General features: G+C 71.5%; 22 protein-coding genes and 1 pseudogene. 13 read left to right on the forward strand and 10 right to left on the reverse strand.

All coding sequences use genetic code 11. The features are described from left to right. Positions 1–106: 106 nt before the first annotated feature. Positions 107–931 carry an HAD family hydrolase gene (locus tag FGL15_RS06675; RefSeq protein ID WP_138945447.1) on the reverse strand — a complete coding sequence of 275 codons (825 nt, stop codon included), beginning with the start codon at positions 929–931 and terminating at the stop codon, positions 107–109. Continuing rightward, a complete protein-coding gene (serS, locus tag FGL15_RS06680; protein ID WP_138945448.1) occupies positions 928–2,193 on the reverse strand; it encodes a serine--tRNA ligase in 1,266 nt (421 codons plus the stop codon). Before serS ends, FGL15_RS06675 begins: the two co-directional genes overlap by 4 nt. A gap of 57 nt (positions 2,194–2,250) precedes the next feature. Here serS and FGL15_RS06685 point away from each other — a divergent pair, with 57 nt between their 5' ends. Then, entirely contained in the window at positions 2,251–3,219 is a 969-nt protein-coding gene (locus tag FGL15_RS06685) for a diacylglycerol kinase family protein (protein ID WP_138945449.1), read from the forward strand. Positions 3,220–3,238: 19 nt separating this feature from the next. Here FGL15_RS06685 and FGL15_RS06690 read toward each other — a convergent pair whose 3' ends face one another. Continuing rightward, entirely contained in the window at positions 3,239–4,687 is a 1,449-nt protein-coding gene (locus FGL15_RS06690) for an aromatic amino acid lyase (protein WP_138945450.1), read from the reverse strand. A 184-nt stretch (positions 4,688–4,871) separates the two neighbouring features. Here FGL15_RS06690 and FGL15_RS06695 point away from each other — a divergent pair, with 184 nt between their 5' ends. From FGL15_RS06695 to FGL15_RS06740, 10 genes are all read left to right on the forward strand, one after another. Continuing rightward, entirely contained in the window at positions 4,872–5,567 is a 696-nt protein-coding gene (locus FGL15_RS06695; protein WP_240773824.1) for an IclR family transcriptional regulator, read from the forward strand. Beyond that, a complete protein-coding gene (locus FGL15_RS06700; RefSeq protein ID WP_138945452.1) occupies positions 5,564–6,655 on the forward strand; it encodes an ABC transporter ATP-binding protein in 1,092 nt (363 codons plus the stop codon). The genes FGL15_RS06695 and FGL15_RS06700 overlap by 4 nt, the downstream gene beginning before the upstream one ends. Next, positions 6,652–7,302, forward strand: a complete 651-nt coding sequence (locus tag FGL15_RS06705; protein ID WP_162852302.1) for an ABC transporter permease — start codon at positions 6,652–6,654, stop codon at positions 7,300–7,302. The genes FGL15_RS06700 and FGL15_RS06705 overlap by 4 nt, the downstream gene beginning before the upstream one ends. Then, a complete protein-coding gene (locus tag FGL15_RS06710; protein WP_138945453.1) occupies positions 7,299–8,033 on the forward strand; it encodes an ABC transporter permease in 735 nt (244 codons plus the stop codon). The genes FGL15_RS06705 and FGL15_RS06710 overlap by 4 nt, the downstream gene beginning before the upstream one ends. A gap of 75 nt (positions 8,034–8,108) precedes the next feature. Continuing rightward, positions 8,109–9,035, forward strand: coding sequence for an ABC transporter substrate-binding protein (locus tag FGL15_RS06715; RefSeq protein ID WP_138945454.1), 927 nt, complete (start codon positions 8,109–8,111; stop codon positions 9,033–9,035). 110 nt (positions 9,036–9,145) lie between these two features. Then, the gene (hutU, locus tag FGL15_RS06720) at positions 9,146–10,807 is read left to right on the forward strand and encodes a urocanate hydratase (RefSeq protein WP_138945455.1); all 1,662 of its coding nucleotides are present in this window, start codon (positions 9,146–9,148) and stop codon (positions 10,805–10,807) included. Next, positions 10,804–12,021, forward strand: coding sequence for an allantoate amidohydrolase (locus FGL15_RS06725; RefSeq protein WP_138945456.1), 1,218 nt, complete (start codon positions 10,804–10,806; stop codon positions 12,019–12,021). Before hutU ends, FGL15_RS06725 begins: the two co-directional genes overlap by 4 nt. Then, on the forward strand, positions 12,018–13,487 hold the full coding sequence (locus tag FGL15_RS06730; RefSeq protein WP_240773826.1) for a formimidoylglutamate deiminase: 1,470 nt from the start codon (positions 12,018–12,020) through the stop codon (positions 13,485–13,487). Before FGL15_RS06725 ends, FGL15_RS06730 begins: the two co-directional genes overlap by 4 nt. After that, a complete protein-coding gene (gene hutI / locus FGL15_RS06735) occupies positions 13,484–14,680 on the forward strand; it encodes an imidazolonepropionase (protein ID WP_138945457.1) in 1,197 nt (398 codons plus the stop codon). Before FGL15_RS06730 ends, hutI begins: the two co-directional genes overlap by 4 nt. Beyond that, on the forward strand, positions 14,677–15,303 hold the full coding sequence (locus tag FGL15_RS06740; protein WP_138945458.1) for a HutD family protein: 627 nt from the start codon (positions 14,677–14,679) through the stop codon (positions 15,301–15,303). The genes hutI and FGL15_RS06740 overlap by 4 nt, the downstream gene beginning before the upstream one ends. Positions 15,304–15,604: 301 nt before the next feature. Here FGL15_RS06740 and FGL15_RS06745 read toward each other — a convergent pair whose 3' ends face one another. From FGL15_RS06745 to FGL15_RS21220, 6 genes and pseudogenes are all read right to left on the reverse strand, one after another. Next, positions 15,605–17,179 (reverse strand): ABC transporter substrate-binding protein, encoded by a 1,575-nt coding sequence (locus FGL15_RS06745; RefSeq protein WP_138945459.1) that lies wholly within the window; start codon positions 17,177–17,179, stop codon positions 15,605–15,607. Beyond that, the gene (locus tag FGL15_RS06750) at positions 17,176–18,408 is read right to left on the reverse strand and encodes an FAD-dependent oxidoreductase (RefSeq protein WP_138945460.1); all 1,233 of its coding nucleotides are present in this window, start codon (positions 18,406–18,408) and stop codon (positions 17,176–17,178) included. The genes FGL15_RS06745 and FGL15_RS06750 overlap by 4 nt, the downstream gene beginning before the upstream one ends. Continuing rightward, on the reverse strand, positions 18,405–19,697 hold the full coding sequence (locus tag FGL15_RS06755) for an FAD-binding oxidoreductase (protein WP_138945461.1): 1,293 nt from the start codon (positions 19,695–19,697) through the stop codon (positions 18,405–18,407). The genes FGL15_RS06750 and FGL15_RS06755 overlap by 4 nt, the downstream gene beginning before the upstream one ends. A 171-nt stretch (positions 19,698–19,868) precedes the next feature. Continuing rightward, positions 19,869–21,224, reverse strand: coding sequence for an NADP-specific glutamate dehydrogenase (gdhA, locus tag FGL15_RS06760; RefSeq protein WP_138945462.1), 1,356 nt, complete (start codon positions 21,222–21,224; stop codon positions 19,869–19,871). A 188-nt stretch (positions 21,225–21,412) separates the two neighbouring features. Further along, complete coding sequence (locus tag FGL15_RS21215) at positions 21,413–21,952, reverse strand: MFS transporter (protein ID WP_255467641.1); 540 nt, start codon at positions 21,950–21,952, stop codon at positions 21,413–21,415. Between the two features lie 118 nt (positions 21,953–22,070). Then, a pseudogene (locus tag FGL15_RS21220) lies at positions 22,071–22,514 on the reverse strand (MFS transporter); the annotation flags it as partial. Here FGL15_RS21220 and FGL15_RS20770 point away from each other — a divergent pair. Together FGL15_RS20770 and FGL15_RS06770 are read left to right on the forward strand one after the other, a co-directional pair. After that, positions 22,450–22,731, forward strand: coding sequence for a hypothetical protein (locus FGL15_RS20770; protein WP_240774011.1), 282 nt, complete (start codon positions 22,450–22,452; stop codon positions 22,729–22,731). The pseudogene FGL15_RS21220 and the gene FGL15_RS20770 sit on opposite strands and share 65 nt — an antisense overlap. A 56-nt stretch (positions 22,732–22,787) precedes the next feature. Continuing rightward, complete coding sequence (locus FGL15_RS06770) at positions 22,788–23,456, forward strand: GntR family transcriptional regulator (RefSeq protein ID WP_138945463.1); 669 nt, start codon at positions 22,788–22,790, stop codon at positions 23,454–23,456. A gap of 120 nt (positions 23,457–23,576) precedes the next feature. Here the strand turns inward: FGL15_RS06770 and pheA are convergent, their stop codons facing one another. Then, positions 23,577–24,539, reverse strand: a complete 963-nt coding sequence (pheA, locus tag FGL15_RS06775; RefSeq protein WP_138945464.1) for a prephenate dehydratase — start codon at positions 24,537–24,539, stop codon at positions 23,577–23,579. Positions 24,540–24,630 lie beyond the last annotated feature (91 nt).

Below are 24,630 nucleotides of genomic sequence, written 5' to 3' on the forward strand. Positions count from 1 at the left end.
CTCGAGACGGGGCTGCGGCGAGTCGTCGGGCGACACCTGGAGCAGGCGCGCACCGACGCCCCGTGCCCACCGGAAACGGCGAATCGGCACGGAGCTTTGGACGATGCTAACCCGAAATGCTCCTCAGGAGCTGAGAGAGACCGTCGTCGGTGACCGTGCCGGTGACCTCCGACGCGACCGCGAGGACCTCCTCGGGCGCCTGGCCCATGGCGACACCGCGCCCTCCGGCGGCCGCCCAACCGAGCATGTCGACGTCGTTGCGGCCGTCGCCGACGGCGACCATCTGCGAGCGCTCGAACCCCAGCCACTCCCGGACACGCTCCAGCGCGGTCGCCTTGTTGACGCCCTTCGGCGCGATGTCGAGCCACGCCGTCCATCCGATCGCGTAGCTCACCTGGTTGAGCCCGATCTTGTCGACGATGCGGAGGAACTCCTCCTCGTCGTGGCTCGGGGACACGACGACGACGCGCGTCACCGGGCTCGTGACGAGCTCCTCGAACGGCACCTCGATCGCGTTCTCGAGGTTCCAGTCCTCCATGCCGACCGTGTACTTGCGGAAGCCGTCAGGGTACTCGACCATGTAGCTGCCCTCAGAGAGGTGCGGCTGGATGAGCCCGAGGACCTCGGTCGGGTCGAAGGTCTCCATGAAGAAGCGCTCGTAGGAGTCGGGCTTCGACTCGTCGCGCTTCATGATGAGCGCGCCGTTCGCGCAGACGACGTACTGCGGCGTCAGCTCGAGCTCCTCGAGCACCGGGCGCGTGCTCTCCCAGCTGCGACCGGTGGCCAGCGTGACGATGTGGCCGAGCGAGACCACGCGACGCACCTCGTCGGCCACCGACAGGCTGAGCGAACCGTCCTCGTGCAGCACGGTGCCGTCGATGTCGAGGGCGATGAGCAGCGGGGTCGCGGTGGTGGTCGCGTCGTCCGTCATCGGATCGGCCTCGCGACCTCGATGCCGCCCAGGTACGGACGCAGCACCTCGGGGATGACGACACTGCCGTCCTCCTGCTGGTGCGTCTCGAGGATCGCGACGATCCAGCGGGTGGTCGCGAGCGTTCCGTTGAGCGTCGCGACCGGCGTGGTCTTGCCCGACTCCCCGCGGTATCGGGTGTCGAGGCGACGAGCCTGGTAGGTGGTGCAGTTCGAGGTGCTGGTGAGCTCACGGTACGCGTCCTGCGTCGGCACCCAGGCCTCGACGTCGAACTTACGTGCCGCGCTCGACCCGAGGTCGCCGGCGGCCGTGTCGATGACCCGGTAGCTGAGGCCGAGCGACTGCAGCATCTCCTCCTGGTACGACAGCAGGCGCTCGTGCTCGGCGGCGGCGTCCTCCGGCTTGGTGTAGACGAACATCTCGAGCTTGTTGAACTGGTGCACCCGGATGATGCCGCGGGTGTCGCGCCCGTAGGAACCGGCCTCCTTGCGGTAGCAGGTCGACCAGCCGGCGTAGCGGAGCGCGCCCTGCTCGAGGTCGAGGATCTCGTCGGAGTGGTACCCGGCGAGCGCCACCTCGCTCGTGCCCGTGAGGAAGAGGTCTTCGCCGGCGATCTGGTAGACCTCGTCGGCGTGCTCACCGAGGAAGCCGGTGCCCTTCATGATCTCGGGGCGCACGAGCGTCGGCGTGATGAGCGGGACGAAGCCGGCCTCGATCGCTCGATCGAGCGCGAGGTTCATGAGGGCGATCTCGAGGCGGGCACCGATGCCGCGGAGGAAGTAGAAGCGCGAGCCGCTGACCTTGGTGCCGCGCTGCATGTCGATGGCGCCGAGGAGTTCACCGAGCTCGAGGTGGTCGCGGGGGGTGAAGTCGAACGAGGGGCGTTCGCCGACCTCGCGGAGCGTGATGAAGTCGGCCTCGCCACCGGCGGGCACGCCGTCGAGCACCGGGTTCTGGATGCGGCCGGCGACGTCGGCGAAGTAGGCCTCGGCCTCGGTCGCGACCTGCTGGGCCTCCTTGACGCGGGCGGCGAGCTGCTGCGCCTGGGCGACGAGGGCGGCCTTCTCCTCCTTGGGGGCCTTGGCGACCTGCTTGCCGAACGCGTTCTGCTCAGCACGGAGTTCCTCGAACCCGGTGATCGCGGCGCGGCGTGCGGTGTCGGCGTCGATCGCCTGGTCGACGAGGTCGACGGAGGACCCTCGCTTCTGCTGCGACGCTCGGAGGACTTCTGGCTGTTCGCGGAGGAGTACGGGATCGATCACCCGGCAAGTCTAGCGATCGAGGTCGGTGACGAGGCCCCGGGACAGTACCGTTGGGCCATGCCGACTCCCCCGCACGCCGCGCTCGTGTACAACCCGGTGAAGGTCGACGCCACCCGGCTGCGGAGCGCGTTGGAGGCGCGGTCGCAGGAGGCCGGATGGGCGGCTCCGCACCTGTACGAGACGAGTGTCGACGACCCCGGCGTCGGTCAGGCGCGGCGCGCGGTCCTCGACGGCGCTCAGGTGGTGCTCGTGGCCGGGGGCGACGGGACCGTGCGGGCCGTCGCCGAGGGGCTGCGCGGGAGCGGTGTGCCGCTGACCCTCGTCCCGTCGGGGACCGGCAACCTGCTCGCGAGGAACCTGAAGCTGCCGCTCGGCGACCAGCTGGCCGCGATCGGAACGGCGTTCACGGGCGACACGCGCGCGATCGACATCGGCGTCGCCATGATCACCCGTGCCGACGGGTCGGAGGAGGAGCACGCGTTCGTCGTGATGGCCGGCATGGGCATCGACGCGATGATGATCGCCACCGCGAACCCCGACCTCAAGAGGTCGCTCGGCTGGCTCGCCTATGTCGAGTCCGGTCTCCGCTCGATCGCCACGGCCGCGCCGTTCCGCATCCACTACCAGTTGCGCGGGCACCGTCAGCATGCGGCGACCGTGAGCTCGGTGCTCGTCGGGAACTGCGGCACGCTGCAGGGTGGGGTGCAGCTCATGCCGGACGCCGAGCTCGACGACGGGTTCCTCGACGTCGCGGTGCTGCAGCCGAAGGGTGCCTTCGGCTGGCTGCTCGTGTGGCGGAAGGTCACGTGGGAGAACCGGGTCCTGCGACGGACGGCCGTCGGGCGACGGATGATCCGCTTCACCGAGGGTCGGGGCGGGAGCACGGTGACGAACCTGCGTGCCGAGGCGCTGACCGTGCGGTTGGAGGAGGCGCAGGACCTCGAGCTCGACGGCGACGCGTTCGGCATGGCGACGATGGTCGCGTTCGACGCGCACCGCGGCGGGTTGCTCGTCAAGCTCCCGTAGTCGCCACCGCTGAGCCCGGCTACCGTCCCTCGACGAGGTCCGCGATGTCGGTGAGGAGCGCCGTCGCCCGCTCGAGGTCGGGGCGGAGGTCGCGGTCGGCGTCGTCGGAGCCGAGCGACCCGGAGGCCCGGGCGAACACTGCGGCGAGCGCCCCGGTCAGTCGATCGGCCACACCGCGACGCCGCACGACCCGCACCGCTCCGAGGAGTTCGCAGGCGATGAGCGTCCTCGTGGCGACGACCGCATCCTCCAGCTGGGCGACGGCCTGCGCGGCGAACGGTGCGTCCTCCTCGGCTCCGCGCGACAGGACGACCGTGCCGAGCGCCGCCGGTTGCGCCGCGTGCCGGATGTCGGCGACCGCGCCCGCCGCGACGTACTCGACCATCATCAGTCCCGACGCTCCGGGTTCGCCATCGCCGAGGAACGGCGGCAGGCCCGTGAACGTGGGCTCGTTCACCAGCCGCAGGCGCGAGTGGGTGACCGTCGACGTCTGCGCGAGCGCGAGCGCGGTCGCATCCAGTTCCGCTGCCAGCTGCGCCTGGAAGAAGGCGCCGTGGTGGAGGACCGCCCGTGATCCGTCATCGGCGCCGAGGACGTACAGCGGGTTCTCCTGCGCAGCACCCATGAGCGCTGCCACCTGGTCCGCGAGCCGGTCCGTCGCCGTCGTCACCACGCCCTGCGTGATCGCCGCGATGCGGAGTGCGAACGGGTCCTGGATCCGAGCCGGTTCCGGCGCGGGTCCGATGAGCGCGCGCAACGCCGCAGCGGCAGCTTCGACACCGGGCGCGGCTGACGCACCCGCGGCCGCCTCGGCGTACGCCTGCGCATTGCCGTCCAGCGCATGGAAGCTGAGCGCACAGACCGCCGACCACGCGCGGTCGAGCCTCCGCAGCTCCGCGACGGCGAGCGCCGCACGGGCGATGGTCAGGGCGCTGCTGCTGATGAAGGACAGGGCACTCTCGGACCCCCACGCCCCCAGCGGCTCCAGCGGTGCCGACGCCGGCCGCTCGCCGAGCAGCGTCAGCGCCGTCCCGGCGAGCGCGGTGAGATCGCCGGTCCCGATCGACCCGAGGGTCCGGACGGTCGGCAATGCATCGCGGCGCAGCATCTCGGCGAGCGCTGCGACGACCGCGGGCTCGACACCCGATCCGCCGATGGCGAGCTGATTGAGCCGGACCGCGAGCATCGCCCGCGCGACCCGGTCGGGGACGGCCTCGCCCGCGTCGACGGCGTGACTACGGAGCAGGCGGCGCGCGTGGGCATCGCCGTCGTCGGCCACCGCGGTGTCCTTGTTCGCCCCCACGCCCGTGCTCCTGCCGTAGACGGCCGCGTGCTCGGCGAGGTCCCGCGCTTCGTCATGAGCGGTCGCCAGCCGGTCGAGCACAGCGGGCGGCACGAAGGCCTCCTCCTCGAGGTCCGCGATCCGCCGCAGCTCGTCGATGCCCAGTGCTCCCGCGATCTCCATCATCCCGACACCCTCTCTTGCGCTCCGCCGTCGTGTGCACCATCCTTGCTCACACGGCGAACGTCCCACCAGATGAAATTCGGGTTTTACCTGACGGAAACATTCGAGGCGGTTCGCTGAAACGGCGGAGCCATAGCGTGGTGGCTCGACAGAGAGGGATCTGATGGCTGAATCATCGACTCGAACCGTGGAGCGTGCACTCTCGCTCCTCGCCGTGGTGTGCGACCGCGGCCGCACGACCCTCGCCGAGAGCGCGCGACTCGTCGACCTCTCGCCGAGCACCGCCCTCCGGCTCCTCCGCACCCTGGAGTCCACGGGCTTCGTCCGGAAGGACGCCGACGGCAGCTACCGACCCGGCAGCCGCGTCGTCCAACTCGGCACGCAGGCACTCAGCAACGAGTCGCTCGTCGGCTTCTGCCACACGGAGATGCTCGACCTCGTCGAACGCACCGGCGAGTCCGCCTATCTGAGCGTCGAGGGTCACGCGTCCACCGCGCTCTACCTCGCGATCACCGAGGGCACCCACTCCGTCCGTCACGCGAGCTGGGTCGGTCGCACGATCCCCCTCGACGGCTCGGCCGCGGGTGCCGCACTCACCGGGCGGACGCCTGCCGCCGGCTACGTCACGGTCGAGCGGGGCGTCGAGTCGGACGTCACCGCGATCGCCGCTCCCGTCCGCTCGGGAGCACGGATCGTCGCGGCACTGAGCCTCGTCATCCCGAGCTACCGGATGACCGACGACCTCATCGCCTCCTACGGCGAGCTCCTCGTCGCCGCCACGGACCGGCTCTCCAGCGGGCTCGCCTCGTACACCGGACCCACCGACAACACACCCGCGACCGTCCCCGACGACGCCGCGGACCTCCTGGAGGGACGCGCATGATCCGCTTCACGAACGTCAAGAAGGCCTACCCGGACGGCACGGTCGCCGTCCACGACCTCTCCTTCGAGGTGCCGACCGGATCCCTCACGGTGCTCGTCGGCCCGTCCGGCTGTGGCAAGACCACCTCGCTCCGGATGATCAACCGCCTCATCGACCCGACCTCGGGGTCGATCCTGCTCGACGACGTCGAGACCCAGTCGCTCGACCGCGTCACCCTCCGTCGTCGGATCGGCTACGTCATCCAGAACGCCGGTCTGTTCCCGCACCGCACCGTCGTCGACAACGTCGCAGCGCTCCCCCGTCTGCTCGGCGGCTCGCGTCGGGAGACGCGCACGGCAGCCCTCGAGCTGCTGGAGCGCGTCGGTCTCGACGAGAAGTTCGCGAAGAAGTACCCGTGGCAGCTGTCCGGCGGTCAGCAGCAACGCGTCGGCGTCGCCCGCGCCCTCGCGACGAACCCGCCGTTCCTCCTCATGGACGAGCCCTTCAGCGCGGTCGACCCGATCGTCCGGACGCAGCTCCAGGACGAGTTCCTGCGCCTGCAGGCCGACATCTCGAAGACGATCGTGATGGTCACCCACGATATCGACGAGGCACTCAAGCTCGGCGACCAGGTCGCGGTCCTGCGGGAGGGCGGTGTCCTCGCGCAGATCGCGCCGCCGGTCGACCTCCTGACCCGCCCCCACGACGCGTTCGTCGCCGACTTCGTGGGTGAGGCCCGCGGCTACCGTGCACTCGGCTTCCTCGGCCTCGACCACGACGACGCCCTCCACCGCGAGCCCGTCGCCCGGCTCGGCGACACCGCCGTGACCGGCGTGCACGCGAGCGGCTGGGTGGTGGTCACGGACGACGAACGCCGTCCCCTCGGCTGGTTCGACACCGCAGCCGGTCACGGCTCCGTCTCGATCGACAGCATCAGCGGCCACGGCCTGTTCGTCCCGCGCACGGCGTCGCTCCGCATCGCCCTCAACGCAGCGCTGGCGCACCCGAGTCGACGCGTCGGGCTCCTCGACGACGACGGCCGGCTCACCGGCACCATCGCCGCCAGCGAACTGCTCGAGCACCCCGGCCCCGAGCGGAGCCTCCGATGACGATCGACTGGATCTGGGAGAACCTCCCGCTCATCGGCGACCTCACGCTCAACCACCTCTGGTTGACGCTCACCCCGACGGTGCTCGGCCTCCTGGTCGCCCTCCCGTTCGGCTGGTGGGCGCACCGCTCGCGTCGCGGGCGTCCGTTCATCGTCGGTACCGCCGGGCTGCTGTACACGATCCCGTCGCTCGCGCTGTTCATCATCCTGCCGACGATCCTCGGCACGAAGATCCTCGACCCGATCAACATCGTCATCGCCCTGACCGTCTACACGGTGTCGCTCCTCGTCCGCGTCGTCTCCGACGGACTGTCCTCGGTGCCGGTGGACGCGGTGCAGGCGGCCGAGGCCATGGGCTACCGGTCCTGGCAGCGCCTCGTGCTGGTGGAACTGCCCGTGGCCGTCCCGGTGATCGCCGCCGGCCTGCGCGTCGCGGTCGTCTCCAACGTCAGCATCGTGACGATGGCCGCCCTGCTCGGCATCCCGCAACTCGGGACGCTGTTCACGCAAGGCTTCCAGCTCCGCCTGTTCGTGCCGCTCGTCACCGGCATCCTGCTCTGCGTCGTCCTCGCCGTGATCCTCGACCTCATCATCGTCCGGCTCGGCTCGCTCGCGACGCCCTGGCGTGATCGGACGGTGGCCGCATGAGCGTCATCGACTGGCTGACCGACCCCGCCAACTGGACCGGCCCGGACGGTATCCCCTCGCAGATGGGCTACCACCTGCTGTACACGGGCATCGCGCTCGTCATCGCCGCAGCGATCGCCGTGCCGCTCGGCATCCTCGTCGGCTACACCGGCAAGGGCGAGCGACTCGTCGCCGGATCGGCCAACGCCCTCCGCGCCCTGCCGACCCTGGGCCTCCTCATCCTGCTGTTCCTCCTCATCTCGCCGGTGGTCCCCGGGCAGCTCGTCTACGTCATCCCGACGATCGTCGTCCTCGTGCTCCTCGCCGTCCCGCCCATCCTGACCGGGACGTACACGGGCATCCAGAGCGCCGATCCCGACGCGGTGGGCGCCGCCCGCGGCATGGGCTACACGAAACTGCAGATCCTCTGGCACGTCCAGCTCCCCTGCGCCCTCCCCCTGCTGCTGTCCGGCATCCGCTCGTCCACCCTCCAGGTCGTCTCGACCGCGACGGTCGCCGCCTACCTCGGCCTCCAGGGGCTCGGCCGGTACATCATCGACGGCCGCGCCCAGGCCGACTTCTTCCAGATGGCCGGCGGCGCGATCCTCGTCGCCGCCCTCGCCTTCGCGCTGGAGATCGCCTTCACCCTCCTCGGCTCCCTCATCGTCTCCCCCGGTCTGCGGCGCACCAGCCGCAGACGGCGGACGGCGGCCCCCACCACCGTCACCGGGGCGATCCCCCGGCCGGCCTGAGCCGCACCCGCACCGCACGACCACCTCCGCACGACCGCACCACCGATCCGTCCATCTCACCGAATCGAGGTCCTCATGCCCTTCCCCACCTTCTCCCGTCGACTCGCGGCCATCGCCGCGACCACCGCAGCCGCCGCGCTCGTCCTCACCGGCTGCGGCGGCCAGGACGCCCTCAGCAGCGACGGCGCGTCCGGCTCCTCCGGCGATGCCGTCATCATCGGCTCGGCCGACTTCACCGAGAGCCAGCTCATCGCCACCATCTACTCCCAGGCGTTGCAGGCCGAGGGCGTCAAGGTGAAGGAGCAGTTCAACATCGGCAGCCGTGAGGTCTACATGGCCGCACTGCAGGACGGCTCCATCGACCTCCTCCCCGAATACTCGGGCGCACTGCTCAAGTACCTCGACTCCGAGTCGAAGGCGAGCACGAGCGAGGATGTCGTCGCGGAACTCGGCGACAAGCTCCCGAAGGGTGTCAGCATGCTCGACATCTCGCCCGCGGAGGACAAGGACGTGCTCGCCGTCACCCAGGAGACGGCCGACAAGTACGACCTCAAGACGATCTCCGACCTCGTGCCGTACATGTCCGAGCTCAGCCTCGGCGGCCCGCCGGAGTGGAAGACGCGCGTCAACGGCGTCGTCGGCCTCGAGCAGGTCTACGGTCTCACCTTCAAGGAGTTCGTCAGCCTCGACGCCGGCGGACCGCTCACGATGACCGCGCTCACGAGCGGCCAGGTGCAGGTCGGCGACATCTTCAGCACCGACCCCGGGCTCACCGCGAACAAGCTCGTCGCCCTCGAGGACGACAAGTCGCTCTTCGCGGCCGAGAACATCGTCCCCGTCATCAGCACGAGCAAGCTCGACGACACGATCTCGAAGACGCTCGACAAGGTCTCCGCGGCCCTCACCACCGAGGACCTCATCGAGATGAACGGCAAGGCGTCCGACGGCACGAGCCTGAAGAGCATCGCCGAGGAGTGGCTCAAGGACGCCGACCTGGGCTAGCGACTCCCTTCGACGGGCTCAGGGGCCGAGAGACAGCTCAGGGCGACCCGCCCTTGAGCCCGTCGGAACAGCACCACCACCACCGCACCGCAGACGTAAAGGACCAGCGCATGCCGACCACCACCCGGACCATCCGTGCCGCTCGCGGCACCACCCTCACCGCCAAGAGCTGGCAGACCGAGGGCCCGCTCCGGATGCTCATGAACAACCTCGACCCCGAGGTCGCCGAGCACCCCGAGGACCTCGTCGTCTACGGCGGCACCGGGAAGGCCGCGCGCAACTGGGAGGCGTACGACGCGATCGTCCGCACGCTCGAAGGGCTGGAGGCCGACGAGACCCTGCTCGTGCAGTCCGGCAAGCCCGTCGGCGTCTTCCGCACGCACGAGTGGGCTCCGCGCGTGCTCATCGCGAACTCCAACCTCGTCGGCGACTGGGCGACATGGCCCGAGTTCCGGAAGCTCGAGGCCGAGGGTCTCACCATGTACGGGCAGATGACCGCCGGCTCGTGGATCTACATCGGCACGCAGGGCATCCTCCAGGGGACCTACGAGACCTTCGCCGCCATCGCCGACAAGCGGTTCGGTGGCACCCTCGCCGGGACGCTGACCCTCACCGGCGGCGCCGGCGGCATGGGCGGGGCACAGCCGCTCGCCGTGACGCTCAACGAAGGCGTCGTGCTCATCGTCGACGTCGACCCGAGCCGGCTGGAGCGACGCGTCGAGCACCGTTACCTCGACGAGATGACGGACGACCTCGACGACGCCGTCGAACGCGTACTCGCCGCCAAGGCCGAACGGCGGCCGCTGTCGGTCGGTCTCGTCGGCAACGCCGCGACCGTCTTCCCCGAACTGCTGCGGCGCGGTGTCGCCATCGACATCGTCACCGACCAGACGAGCGCTCACGACCCGCTCGCCTACCTGCCCGAGGACACGGCGCTCGCCGACTGGCAGACCGAGGCGGCGGCCGACCCGGTCGACTTCACGCGCCGCTCGCGACTCGCCATGGCGAAGCAGGTGCAAGCGATGGTCGACTTCCAGGACGTCGGTGCCGAGGTCTTCGACTACGGCAACTCCATCCGCGCCGAGGCCAAACTCGGCGGTTGCGAGCGCGCCTTCGACTTCCCCGGCTTCGTGCCCGCCTACATCCGGCCGCTCTTCGCCGAGGGCAAGGGCCCGTTCCGCTGGGCGGCCCTCTCCGGCGACCCGGCGGACATCGCCGCGACCGACCGCGCCATCCTCGAGCTCTTCCCCGAGGACGAGAAGCTGCGCCGGTGGATCACCTCGGCCGGCGAGAAGATCGCTTTCGAGGGGCTGCCCGCCCGCATCTGCTGGCTCGGCTACCAGGAGCGCCACCTCGCCGGCCTGAAGTTCAACGAGATGGTCGCCTCAGGGGAACTGAGCGCGCCCGTCGTCATCGGCCGCGACCACCTCGACTCCGGTTCCGTCGCCTCGCCGTACCGCGAGACGGAGGCCATGGCCGACGGCTCCGACGCGATCGCCGACTGGCCGCTGCTCAACGCCCTGCTCAACACGGCGTCCGGCGCGACCTGGGTGTCGATCCACCACGGCGGCGGGGTCGGCATCGGCCGCTCCATCCACGCCGGTCAGGTGATCGTCGCCGACGGGACGCCGCTCGCTGCCGAGAAGATCGCGCGCGTGCTCGTCAACGACCCGGGTACCGGCGTCATGCGTCACGTCGACGCCGGCTACGAGCGGGCGGCCGAGGTCGCCCGCGAACGCGGCCTGCGGGTGCCGATGTGGGAGGGCGAGTGACCGACGGCCTGATCGCCCACGGCCGACTCGCCGGGCTCGACGAGATCACCGGCGTCGGCGTCGATCCGGCACGCGGCGGGTACTCCCGGCATGTCTGGACGCCGGCCGAGTCCGAGCTGCGCGAGTGGTTCACCGCTCGTGCCACCCGACTCGGGCTCGACGTCGAGACGGACCGGAACGGCAACCTGTGGGCGTGGTGGGGTGTGCCTGGTCCCGACGCGGTCGTCACCGGCAGCCACCTCGACTCCGTCCCGGGCGGCGGCGCGTTCGACGGGCCGCTCGGCGTCGTCTCAGCGCTGGACGCCGTCGCGCGTCTGCAGGCGACCGGGTTCCAGCCGTCGCGTCCCGTCGCCGTCGTGGTGTTCGCCGAGGAGGAGGGGTCCCGGTTCGGGGTCGCCTGCCTCGGATCCCGGCTCCTGTCCGGGGCGATCACCGCGGACGCCGCCCGAGCGCTGACGGACGCCGACGGGGTCACCGTGGCGGAGGCTGCAGCGGCCGCCGGGCTCGCTCCCGAGCACCTCGGTCGCGACGACGAGGCGCTCGGCCGCATCGGACTCTTCATCGAGTTACACGTGGAACAGGGTCGCGGCCTGATCGACCTCGGCTCCCCTACCGCCGTCGCCTCGTCGATCCTCGCCCACGGCCGCTGGCGCCTCCGGGTGAGTGGTCAGGGGAACCACGCCGGCGCGACCGGCATGCGCGAGCGCCGTGATCCCGTGGTCGCCGCGGCACGCGCCGTCCTCGCGGTCGAGCAGGCCGCCCTCGCGACGGACGACGCCCGCGCCACCGTCGGCCGCCTGCGCATCGTGCCGGGCGGCACCAACGTCATCGCCTCCGAGGTCGACGCCTGGGTGGACGCCCGCGCGGCCACCGACGCCGGCACGCGCGCCCTCGTCGCGGACATCGAAGGCCGGGTCCAGGAAGCCGTCGCCGATTCCGGGTGCGCGGTGGAGCTGATCGAGGAGTCGTGGTCGGGCGTCGTCGAGTTCGACCCAGAGCTCGCCGCGCGGCTCGCCGGCACGCTCGGCGGGGTCCCACTGCTGCCGACGGGCGCAGGCCACGACGCCGGCGTCCTGAGCGGCGCGGTACCGACGGCGATGGTCTTCGTCCGGAACCCGACCGGTGTCTCGCACTCTCCGGAGGAGTTCGCCGAGACGGCCGACTGCGTCGCGGGTGTCGAGGCGCTCGAGGCCCTGCTGCGGAGCGTGCTGTGACGGCCGCGAGCGTCGACCCCGGCGCGGCGGACGTGCGGGGTTCCATCTGGGCCGCGACGGCGATCATCGACGGTCGCCCGACCGGCCACGTTCGCTTCACGGCCGACGACTCCGGACGGATCACCGCCGTCGAGCGGGGCGTCGAGCCGCAGACGGGCGACCGACGCCTCGAAACGGTCATCCCGGGCATGGGGAACGCCCACTCCCACGCGTTCCACCGTCTGCTCCGCGGACGCACCCACGCCGACGGCGGCGACTTCTGGCAGTGGCGCGAGGCGATGTACGCCGCGGCCGCCAGCCTCGACCCGGACCACTACGGCCGGGTCGCCCGCGCCGTGTTCGGCGAGATGCTCGTCTGCGGCTGGACGGCGGTCGGCGAGTTCCACTACGTGCACCACCAGGCCGACGGCACCCCGTACCCGACCGCCCACGCGATGGAACTGGCGGTCGCCGAAGCCGCCGCCGACGTCGGCATCCGGCTCACCCTCCTCGACACGGCCTACCTCGCGAGTGGCCTCGGGCCCGCCGGGGGTCCCGCCGCTCCGCTGCTCACCGAACAGCTCGCGTTCGGCGACGGCGACGCGGCCGGTTGGCTCGACCGCTGGCATCGGCTGCGCGCCGCGCTGTCCGGCTCCGTCGGCGCCACCGGGCTCGTCACGCTCGGTGCCTCGCTGCACTCGGTGCGCGCCGTGCCCGTCGACGCCATGCGGACGATCCTCTCCGGCCTGCCCGACGACGTCCCGCTGCACGTCCACCTGTCGGAGCAACCGCAGGAGAACGTCGACACGCTCGCGAAGACGGGCAGGACGCCGACGGGCGTGCTCGCCGCGCTCGGTGCGCTCGCCCCACGCATCAGCCTGGTCCACGCGACGCACCTGACCGACGCGGACATCACGGCGATCGGGCGGTCCGGCGCGACCGTCGTGATGTGCCCGACGACCGAAGCCGACCTCGGCGACGGTATCGGACCGGCCCGCCGCCTCGCGGACGCGGGTGCCCGGATCGCCGTCGGCTCCGACCAGAACGCGGTGGTCGACCCGCTGCTCGAACTGCGTGGCCTCGAAGCCGGCGAACGGCTCGTCTCCGGCAGACGCGGCCGGTTCTCGCCCGCCGAGCTCCTCGAGGCGGGCACCGACAACGGATACCGTTCGCTCGGACTCGGGCGGCACACGCTGGACGTCGGCGACCCGCTCGACCTCGTCGAGGTGTCGACGTCGAGTCTGCGCACCGCTGGCACGCACCCGGCACAACTCGCCCTCGTCGCGACCGCGTCCGACGTCGAGCGGGTCGTCGTCGGCGGGCGGCTCGTGGCGGAGGGAGGTCGGCTGCTCGCGACGTCACAGGAGTCGACGCCGGAGCGGCTCCTCGCGGTGGCGCTCGCCGAGCTGGCAGCATCGACGGAGACGCCCCGGGCAGCCACCTCGTCCCCGACACCTGATCACCCCTCGCAGGAGATGCAGCCATGACCAGCGAACTCATCACCGGCATCGCCGAGCTCACGACCAACGCGGGCTCCGGGCCGGGCGACGTCGACGGGAACCGGATCACCGATGCGGCGCTCGTCATCGAGGACGGCCGGATCGCGTGGCTCGGTGCAGCGGTCGACGCGCCCGACGCCGACACACGGACCGACGTGGGCGGGCGCGCCGTGCTTCCCGGCTGGGTCGACACGCACACGCATCTCGTGTTCGCGGGCGACCGCTCGGCGGAGTTCGAGGCACGGATGGCCGGCGGCCGGTACGCGGCGGGCGGGATCGCGACGACCGTGGCCGCCACACGGGCCGCCTCGGAGGAGCAGCTCGTCGCGGGTACGCGGCGGTTGCGGGCGGAGGCGCTCGCGCAGGGGACGACGTTCCTCGAGGCGAAGACGGGGTACGCGCTCGACGTGGAGGGCGAGGCGCGCTCCGCTCGCGCTGCGGCCGAGGTCGCCGACGTCGTCACCTTCCTCGGGGCCCATCTCGTTCCGGCCGGTGTCGACCGCCGCGACTACCTCGACCTCGTCACCGGACCGATGCTCACGGCGGTGGCTCCGTTCGCGTCCTACATCGACGCGTTCTGCGAGGTCGGCGCCTTCGACGTCGAGGAATCGCGCGAGGTGCTGCTCGCCGGTCGCGCCGCGGGCTTGGGTGTCCGAGTGCACGGGAACCAGCTCGGCGAGAGCGGCGGGGTGCGCCTCGCGGTCGAGCTGGAGGCCGCGAGCGTCGACCACTGCAACCACCTCTCGGACGCCGACGTCGACCTCCTGGCGGGTTCGACGACGGTCGCGACCCTACTCCCGGCCTGCGACCTGTCGACGCGCGAGCCGTTCCCACCGGCGCGTGCGCTCATCGACGCAGGTGCTTCGATCGCCCTCGCGACCAATTGCAACCCGGGCACCTCGTACACGACGTCGATGGCCTACTGCGTCGCGACCGCCGTCCTGCAGATGCGGCTGACGATCGCCGAGGCGGTGTGGGCGGCGACCCGCGGGGCCGCGGTGTCGGTCGGTCGGTCGGATGGCGTCGACGCCGTCGGATCGCTTCGCGTCGGTGGTCTCGCGGACCTGCAGGTGCTCGACGCCCCCTCGGTCTCACATCTCGCCTACCGGCCGGGCGTGCCGTTGACGGTCGGCGTCCGGCAGCGCGGCGAGCGCGTCACGGCAGGGACGACGCAGCGGTGAGCGACGCGGTGGAGGGTCGTGCGCTCGTGCTGCTGCCAGCTGACCGGCATCGGAGCTACCGCTGGCGGAACGGGCTGGGGACCGCGACGGAGATGGCCGTCGAGTCCGTCGGACTCCGGACCGATGGTGGGCGCGACGACGGTGACGCGCCGGCCGCCCCGGGGTGGACGCTGAGCATCGCGACGGTCGAGTCGGACGTCGCATTCTCGTCCTTCCCGGGCGTCGACCGTCAGCTGATGGCGTTGTCGGCGGGTGGACTCGGACTCGTGATCGACGGTGAGCCGGTCGAGTTGGACCGGTGGCAGGTCGCCGCCTTCGACGGGGCCTCGGCGGTGTCGTCGCGGGGCGTGGTCGGGCCGACGCTCGATCTCAACCTGATGGTGTCGCGCGACCGGTTCCGTGGATCGCTCGAGGTCGGCGTCGTCGACGGCTCGAGGCTCGTCACCACGCCGCCGGGTGCCACCACGTTCGTCGTGCTCCTCGACGGGACGGTGTCGGCAGCGGGACCGGGCCTGGACCGTTGCGCGCTCGACGTGCACGACGCCCTCCGGCTCGAGGCCGGCACCCTGTCCTTGACCGGCGACGCCACGATCGCACTCGCCCGGATCCTCCCCCGCTTGTGATGGGTGCCAGCGCGGTGCGCTGATGCGAGCGCGCCCCGCAGCCGCGAGCGCGGGTCTCCGGAGGGGCGCGCCCACCTCCCAGACCCGCGCCCACGCCGACTCGGCAGGTCTCGCGCCAGCGCACCGCGCTGACCTGAGACCTCCCCACCGGGTGCCGGCGCGGTGCGCCCGCGCGAATGACGCACACCCGGTGTGAGCGCTCCCCGCGCACGCGAGCGCGGGTCTCCGGAGGGGCGCGCTCACGTCACAGACCCGCGCTCACGCCAGCGCACCGCGCTGACGCACACCCCAGCGGCGACGACTACTTCGTGCGGTCGAGCACCGCGAAGCGGAAGGTGTACGTGGCGTCGAGCGTGTCCTCGAGGCCCGTCACGTTCTTCTGGGCGAGGACCGTCTCGGTGCCCTGGAGGAGCGGGATGATCGGAGCCGCGGTCGCGGTCAGCGCCTGGATCTGCTCGATCGCCGCGATGCGAGCCGCCGGGTCGGTCGCCGTCGCCTCGGTGTCGATGAGCGCGTCGACGGCCGGGTCCGAGTACCCGTTGGCGACGGACGCCCCGGTCGTCGAGTACGCCGAACGCAGGAAGTTGTCGGGGTCCGGATAGTCCGGGAAGAACCCCAGCTGGTACGCCGGGTAACCCGACTCCGGGTTCAGCTCCTTCACGTAGCTCGTCCACTCCGTCGACTGCAGGTCGACGGTGAACAGACCGGACTCCTCCAGCTGCGACTTGATGAGCGCGTACTCCTGGTCGGAGTCGGGGCCGTAGTGGTCGCTCGTGTACTGGATCGGCAGGGCGACCGGGGTGCTGACGCCCGCGGCCGCGAGGATCGCCGCGGCCTTCGCGGGGTCCGGCGCGTCACCGTACGCGGTCTGGAATGCGGGCGTCGCACCCGTCTGGCCGTCGAGCACCACCGAGTAGGCCGGCGCATAGGTGCCCTTGTAGACCTGGTCGGCGATCTCCTCGCGATCGACGAGCGACGCGACCGCCTGCCGGATCGCGAGCTTCTGTGCGTCGTTCGCACCCGGCTGGGTGTTCAGGTTGAAGGTGAGGAACCGCACCGAACCGCCCGGCCCCTCGACGACCTGCAGGTCGGAATCGCTCCGGAGGTCGGCGACGTCCGTCGCGGTCAGCGAGCGGTAGGCGATGTCGACGTCGCCCTTCTCCAGGTCGAGCCGCAGGTTCGACGCCGTCGTGTACGGCTTGAGCACGACGTGCTGCGTCTTCGCGCGGGTGCCGGAGTAGCGCGAGTTCGCCTCGAGGGAGAGCAGTCCGCCCGCCTGGTAGCTGTCGACGGCGTACGGACCGGAACCGATCACGTCGTCGTCGCTCAGCAGCTCGTCCGCCGGGAAGACCTCCTCGTCGACGATCGGCCCGGCCATGCTCGTGAGCACGTAGGGCCAGGTCTGGTCGTTCGGCACCGAGAGGTGGAAGACCACCTGGTTGTCGTCACCCTCCTCGACGCTGTCGAGGTTCGCGAGCAGCGGCGACGGGCCGTTGTCTGCGGCGATCTCACGGACGCGGGTGAAGGAGTAGACGACGTCCTCAGCTGTGAGCGCGTGGCCGTTGGAGAAGGTCAGTCCCTCCTTGACCGTGCAGACGTAGGTGGTCTCGTCGGTGAAGTCGCACGATTCGGCCGCGTCGGGGGCCGGGACGACGTCGCCCTCGTCGTAGCTGAGGAGGTGCTGGTAGATCTGGTTCTGCGGCGTGAACGATCCGCGATCCCAGGCACCGGCCGGGTCGAGCGAGACGATCTGATCGGTGGTGCCGATGACGAGCGCGGTGGTCGTGGTGGTGCCGCCCTGGGCCGTGCAACCGGTGAGGGCGGCGACGACACCGAGGCCGACGGCGACCGTGGCGAATCTGGCGGATCGGTTCATGGAGCGGTTCCTTCGCGTGACTGCGGGAGAGCTGATGCTGATGCTGCTGGCGCGACGGGTACCGCGTGGGCGGCGAGCGCGAACCTCGGGTGCGGTTCGGCGCCGTCGACGAGATCGGCGATGAGGCGTCCCAGTACCGGGCCGAACTTGAACCCGTGACCGGAGAATCCCGTCGTGATGATGATGCTGTCAATCCGGTCGATCACGAAATCCTCGCTGGGGCTCAGATCGTAGAGGCAGCTGATGGTATGGGGTGCCGACGCGTCCACGCCGGGCACCCACTCGGCGACGTAGGCGGTGAGCCGCGCGAGCTCCTCGGGTTCGGCGAGGCCGTCGCGTTCGTCGGGGTGGACGTGGACGGCACCGCCGTGCAGCCCGACCTTGACCCCCTCGCCGGGCGTCAGCAGCCCGTACACGCTCGACCCCTCGGCGGGATAGTGGACGAAACTCGGCCAGGCGTCCGCGGCCAGTTCGCTCGGGAAATGCGCGGGCTGGACCTGCGTCACGACGATCTCGGGCAGCGGACGACCGACGCTGCGAGCGAGATCGCCGACGAGGTCGGGTGTCCAGGAGCCGGCCGCGACGACCACGTGGTCCGCGACGACGTCGCCCAGCTCGGTGCGGACGACGGCGCCGGCGGCACCCGCGGTCGGGTCGTTCGACTCGGCCGGTTCGACGCCCGTCACCCGCACGCCGAAGCGCAGGGTCGCTCCGGCCACCTCGGCGAGGTCGAGCAGGGCCTCGATCGCCTCGGCGGAGTACAGTCGCCCGCCGGTCGCGTGGTGGAGGACCTCGCGGTCGAACCGCAGTCCGGGCCAGCGGTCGCTCGCCTGCTCCGGGGTGAGGCGCTCCGACGCGATCCCACCTCGGGTCATCGCCGCCTCGATCGCCGCGAGCATCTCGGGGCGGCCGTGGTCGAGTGCACCGGTGAGGTCGAGCAGTGTCCGCCCGCTCGCCGATTCGAGCGCCCGCCAAGCCGCGAGCGCCTCCGACGTCAGGGCGATGTAGTCGTCGGCGTCGTACCCCTGACGGAAGATGCGGGTCGCGCCGTGCGAGGAGCCGTGCTCGTGACCGCGCGGGTACCGCTCGAGGAGCAGCACGTCCCGGCCCTGCTCGGCCAGCGAGCGCGCAGCCGCCGCACCGACGATCCCGGCACCGATGACCACGACCTCGGCGCGCGCCGGCAGCGCGGTCGGCGTCGCGTCCGCTGCCGGACCCGGCGCGGTCATCGGCCCGACTCCGCAGGCAGGCCCGACTCCGTCGTCACGCGCGTCGCTGCGGTGGCGCGCGCGTCGACCGCCCGACGGGCCGGCATCGCGGCGGCCACGGCGGCCTCGTCGGCGAACGGACGGGACGGGAATCGACCGGGCGCGTACCGCGACGCGTCGACGAAGGGGCTCTCACCCGTGACCATCAGTTCGGCGAGCATCCGGCCGAGTCCGGGGCCGTGCGTGACGCCGGACTCGTTGTCGCCGGCCACGACGTACAGACCGTCGACCTCCGGGACCGGCCCCGCGATGAAGCGGCGGTCCGCGGTGTACGACACGATCCCCTGCACGGCTTCGGCGTCGTCGACGACGGGTGCGGCTGCCGGGATGAGCCCGGAGACGATCGGCGACAGGTGCTCCCGCATCGCCTGGATCAGGTCGGGGCGGTCCGGGCGCCGGTCCGCCGGGCTGTCGCGCACCGCGAGCGCTTCGTAGCCGACGCCGTTGCCGTAGGTGAGGCCGCCGAGGTGCTCCCGGATCCACAGTCCGTCGAGTTCCGGGATCATGAGGGTCGGCACCTCACCGAGGCCGAACGGGGCGGTGGTCAGGCGGCTCGCGATCACCCGCGCGAAGGGCAGCACGCGGTCCGTGGCGGCGAGGAGGTCGTTCGTCCAGGACCCGGCGGCGAGGACCACCTCGTCGCCGAGGACGCGCTCGTTGGCCGCGGTCAGCACGCCGACGGCTCGGCCACCCTCGGCGAGGAAGTCGACGACGGGCGTGTGCTCGACGATCTCGACGCCCTCGGCCCGGGCGAGCGCCGCGAGCGCGAGTCCGGCGTCGGGCGCGCTGATCTGGATGCCGTCGGGATGGATGAACGCCCCGACGATGGCCTCCGGGTCGAGACCCGGAACGAGCTCAGCGGTCTCGACGGCGGTGAGCAGGCGGGCGTCCTCGGGGCGGAGCGGGTGCTCGGCGAACGGCAGCAGGTGGTCGAGCACCGCCTGCTCGGTGAGGGCGAGCCACACGTTGCCCGTGTTCCGCAGCCCGATGTCGTACCCGGCCGCGTCGAGCCCGCGGTAGAAGTCGATGCCCGCCTGCTCGAGGGCGAGTTCCGACTCGTCCCAGTACCAGGCGTAGCCCGCCGCCCACAGGCCGACGAAGCCCGCTCCCGCCGCGGTGGTCGCTCCGGCGGCGGTGCCCGACTCGAGGACCGTCACCCGGCGCCCGGCGCGGGCGAGGTGGACGGCAGTCGCCAGGCCGAAGAGGCCGGCACCGACGATGACGGTGGTTGCGGGGCGTGGGTCGGTCACCCTTCGAGGCTAGTCACTCGCCGTCCAGGAGCCGACCACCCCGTCGCAATCCGACACCCGCCGCGTCCCTCGCCGGCGGATTCCGCGTCCCTGACTCAGGAGGTCTGCGGCGCGCCGGGCCCGTCAGAGCTCGACGCGCCGGAGCACTCCTGAGTCGGGGACAGGGCGGGGCTAGATGACGCCCTGGGCGAGCATCGCGTCCGCGACTTTGACGAACGCGGCGGTGTTCGCCCCGACGACGTAATCGCCCGGCCGGCCGTAGCGCTCGGCGGCCTCGTAGGCGGCGCGGTGCACACCGTGCATGATGCCGCGGAGTTTCACCTCGCTGTCGTCGAAGGACCACCGCTGCCTGGCGGCGTTCTGGCTCATCTCGAGCGCCGAGGTCGCCACGCCACCGGCGTTCGCCGCCTTCCCCGGGCCGAAGAGGACGCCGGCCTGCTGGAACACCCGCACGGCCTCGGGCGTCGACGGCATGTTCGCGCCCTCCGCGACCGCGATGACGCCGTGCTTCACGAGGGCGATCGCGTCGCGTTCGTGCAGCTCGTTCTGCGTCGCACTCGGCAGCGCGATCTCCCCCGGGACGTCCCACACGCTGCCGCCGGCGACGAAGTGGGCGCCCTGACGGCGGGCGGCGTACTCGGAGATCCGGCCGCGCTCGACCTCCTTGATCTGCTTGAGGAGCTCGAGGTCGATGCCGGCGTCGTCGACCACGTATCCGGAGGAGTCCGATGCGGTGACGGCGGTCCCGCCGAGCTGGTGGACCTTCTCGATCGCGTACGTCGCGACATTCCCGGAGCCCGACACGATGACGCGCTTGCCCTCGACCCCGCGGCCGTCGACAGCGAGCATCTCGTCCACGAAGAACACCGTCCCGTACCCGGTCGCCTCGGTACGCACCTCGGCGCCGCCCCAGCCGACGCCCTTGCCGGTGAACATGCCCGACTCGTGACGGTTGGTGATCTTCCGGTACTGGCCGAAGAGGAAGCCGATCTCGCGCGCGCCGACGCCGATGTCGCCCGCCGGGACGTCGGTGTGCTCGCCGAGGTGGCGGTAGAGCTCGTTCATGAAGCTCTGGCAGAAGCGCATGATCTCGGCGTCCGACCGCCCGTGCGGGTCGAAGTCGCTGCCGCCCTTCGCACCGCCGATGCCCTGCGCGGTGAGGGCGTTCTTGAAGATCTGCTCGAACCCGAGGAACTTCACGATCGACAGGTTCACGCTCGGGTGGAAGCGCAACCCGCCCTTGTACGGGCCGAGCGCCGAGTTGAACTGGACGCGGAATCCGCGGTTCACCTGCACCCGATTGCGGTCGTCGGTCCACGGCACGCGGAAGACGACCTGCCGCTCGGGTTCGACGAGGCGTTCGAGGACGCCCGCCTCGAGGTACTCGGGGTGTTCGTCGAGCGCCGGGCGGATGGACTCGAGGACTTCGAGGAGCGCCTGGTGGAACTCGGGTTCGCCCGCGTTGCGCCGCAGGGCGGCCTCCGCGACGGCGTGGACGGGGTCGGTGGACGTGGTGGTGCCGGTCACTGTGGTGCTTTCTGATCGGCCGACCAGGCGTCTCCGGCTGTCGCTCGACGGTGGTCGGAGGCAGTGGAGCGCGACTCGCCGGCGGGGAGGTACACGGGCCGTCGTGGGGCCTCGGCAAGCCTGGCAGCCGCGATAGATATCCGTCAAACGTCGACTAGACGAGCCGACCGGACCGGTGGGACGACGCCCTAGAGGTGGTCGTGCTCCGCGGCCTCGCTCGGGATGATCGGGATCGCGAGGGCCGGGAGCACCGCGACCGCGAGGAAGGCGAGCGGATAGCCGACCAGCCCGATGAGCGCACCGACCGCCGGACCGACGATCGACGCGGCGATGAACTGGCCGGTGTTCTGCGCCCCCAGCGCCCGCCCGGCCCAGGTGGGGCCGGCCATCTCCGCGACCGAGGTGAAGGCGAGCCCGTTGTCGGCGACCGTCACGGCACTGGCGACGACGAGCGCGACGGCGACCGCCACCGGCCACTGCAGCAGCCCGACACCGGCGAGGAGCAGCATGACGACGACCGCCGACACCGCCACCCAGCGCAGCGGTCGCACCCGGCTGCCGACGCGGTCGCTCAACACCCCGACGCCGATCCGGCCGATCGCTCCGACGAACTGCGCCACACCGACGAGCACGCCCGCCGCGAGTGCGTTCCAGCCCTGATCGGTGACGAGCCACACCAGAGCGAAGGTCGTGAGGGTGAACTGCGGCACCACGAGCAGGATCGACACGGCGTGAATGCGCCAGAGGAAGCCGTCGCCTCGGTAGGGGTCGCGCGGCCACGGGGTTCGGCGTCGTCGCCGTCGGGACCGGCTTCGGCACGGCGGTCCGCGGCGGATTCCGGAGTCCGATGGTGCAGGCCACGGCGAGGACACCCGTCGCGACGAGCGAGATCACGAGGGCAGCGGAGATGCCCGACGCCGCCGCGACGGACGGCACCGTTACCGCGGCCGCCGTGACGCCGAGCGGCTGGGACATCTGACGGACCCCCATCGCGAGGCCGCGGCGGTCCTTCGGGAACCAGCCGACGACGATCCGGCCGCTCGCCGAGTTCGTGCTCGCGGAGGCGGCGCCACCGAGGAGGAGCAGGATGCCGAGCGGACCGTAGCCGAGCGAGGGGATGAGGCCGTCCGCGGCGATCGCCCCGGCGGCTGCCAGCGCGGTGAGGGCGAGGCCGCCCGCGATGACGATGCGCTCGCCGACGCGGTCGGCCAGCCAGCCCCAGGCGATGAGCGTCAGCACCATGCCGAGCGTGGGGGCAGCGGCCAGGACGCCGGCCTCGGCGAGCGACATGCCCCGCTCGGCGTGCAGGAGTGGGATGAGGAACGCCGGGGTGCTGACGAAGAGCGTCCCGGCGGTCTGCGCGGCGACGCCGAGCCCGAGGACGGTCCAGGCCCGACCGGCGTTCGGCATCGGTGGACGCGCCCCGCGCGCGGTCGCCGGGGCCACGGGGGCTGGTGTCGATCCGGTCATCGTGCCGCTTCCTGCGCTGGGTGTCTCCCACTGCTAGCATGACGGTACACCATTTTGGTATACCAAGAGTCACCGGCCGGATCGGGAACACGGATGAGCACTCCGACGCAGACCACGCAGCTCTACGAGCGCCTCCGCGGGGCGATCCTGACCCTCGACCTCGCGCCCGGTCAGCCGCTCACCGAGCGTGGGCTCGAGCAACGCTTCGCGGCGTCACGGACACCCGTGCGCGCCGCACTCACCCGGCTCGAGGCCGAGGGACTGGCGCGTCGGGACGGCCGCGGCTGGATCGTCGCCCCAATCGACCTCGAGGAGATCGGGCTCATCGCCGAGGTCCGTGAGGCGCTCGAGACCGGCGGCGTCCGGCTCGCCGCCGAACGCGCGTCCGAAGCGCAACTCGCCGCGATCCGCACCCTCCTCGACGAACCCCGCCCCGACGACGGGCACACGGTGCTCCGCGTCGGCGGCGACTTCCACGAGGAGCTCGCGGCGCTGTCTGCGAACCACCTGCTCGCCGAAGGGGTGCACGGTGCGATGGTCCGGCTCGCCCGCACCCGCTGGCTCGAGGTGCGGACGCCCGAGGCCCGGGAGCAGGCCGCCTCGGAGCACCGCGCCATCCTCGACGCGGTCGCGGCGCGCGACCCCGAGCGCGCGGCTGAGCTCGTCGCGCGTCACATCCGCGGGACGAACGAGCGGCTCATCGCCTCACTCACCGCCGACCAGCGTCGCCTTCGCGGTCACGGGGTCGACATCGTCAGCTGAAGCACCAATGACCCGCGGTCGGCGTCCACAACTCCTGCACCCGGCCGCGAATCCCGCTGACACGCCGTCCCCGAGCTCAGACGCGGACCGACAGCAGGAGTTATGCGCGAGCGTGACAGCTCAGTCGTCGAGCGGCTCCGCCGACAGCAGCCCGCGCAACCAGTCGCGGGCCTCGATGAACACCTCGTCGTTGTAGCGGGAGTGGTAGTCGACGGCGGTGCGATCGGCGCTCGGGTACGAGCCCAGGAAGATCACGTTCGGGCTGAAGCGTCGGAGCCCGAGCAGGGCGTCCGCCATCCGCTCGTCCTCGATGTGTCCGAGGGCGTCGATCACGAAGCGGTAGCGGCCGAGCGCGTCGCCGATGGGCCGGGACTCGATGAGACTCAGGTTCACGCCTCGCGTGGAGAACTGCTCGAGCATGCCGAGCAGCGAGCCGGACTCGTCGTTCGGCAGCTCGACGATGAGGCTCGTCTTATCGGCGCCCGTCCTGGCCGGGATCTCCCGTGAGCGACTGACGACGACGAAGCGGGTCACTGCGTTCGGGTTGTCGCCGATGTTCTCCGCGAGGACGTCGAGGTCGTAGTGGTTCACGATGCCGGGCGGGGCGACCGCGGCGTCGGCGGTGGAGGTGCCGTCGAGGAGCGAGGCCGCGGCCGCGACGTTGCTCGACGCCGGGATATGTCCGTGCGAGGGCAGCTTGGCGTCGAGCCAGAGGTGGCACTGCCCGTAGGCGACGGGGTGTGCGTTCACGACCGAGACGTGCTCGAGGCGGGTTCCGGGGCGGGCGACGAGCACGAAGTTCACCGGCACGAGCACCTCGCCGACGATGCGGAGACCGGGCATCGTGGCGAGTGCATCCTGCGCCACGGACACACCTCCGTCGACCGAGTTCTCGATGGCGATGACCGCAGCCGTGCTGCGACCCTCGAGGACGTCGCCGAGCGCCTCGCCGACATTCGACACGGGCTTCCAGATCTGCCCGCGCGCCTCCTCGACCTGGCCGAGCGCCACCTCGGTGAAGGTCCCGCTCGGACCGAGGAAACTGTAGCTCCGGAGGGCGTCGTCGGCGGGTGCGGCTGGCATGCCTCCGAGCGTACCGTGTGGTTCGCGACACGCCCTTGGACGACCGTTGACTCCCATCCAGGTCACATTCGGGTGATTTCCAGGAAGATCG

The organism is Plantibacter sp. M259, from assembly GCF_006065115.1.
Lineage (GTDB): Bacteria > Actinomycetota > Actinomycetes > Actinomycetales > Microbacteriaceae > Plantibacter > Plantibacter auratus.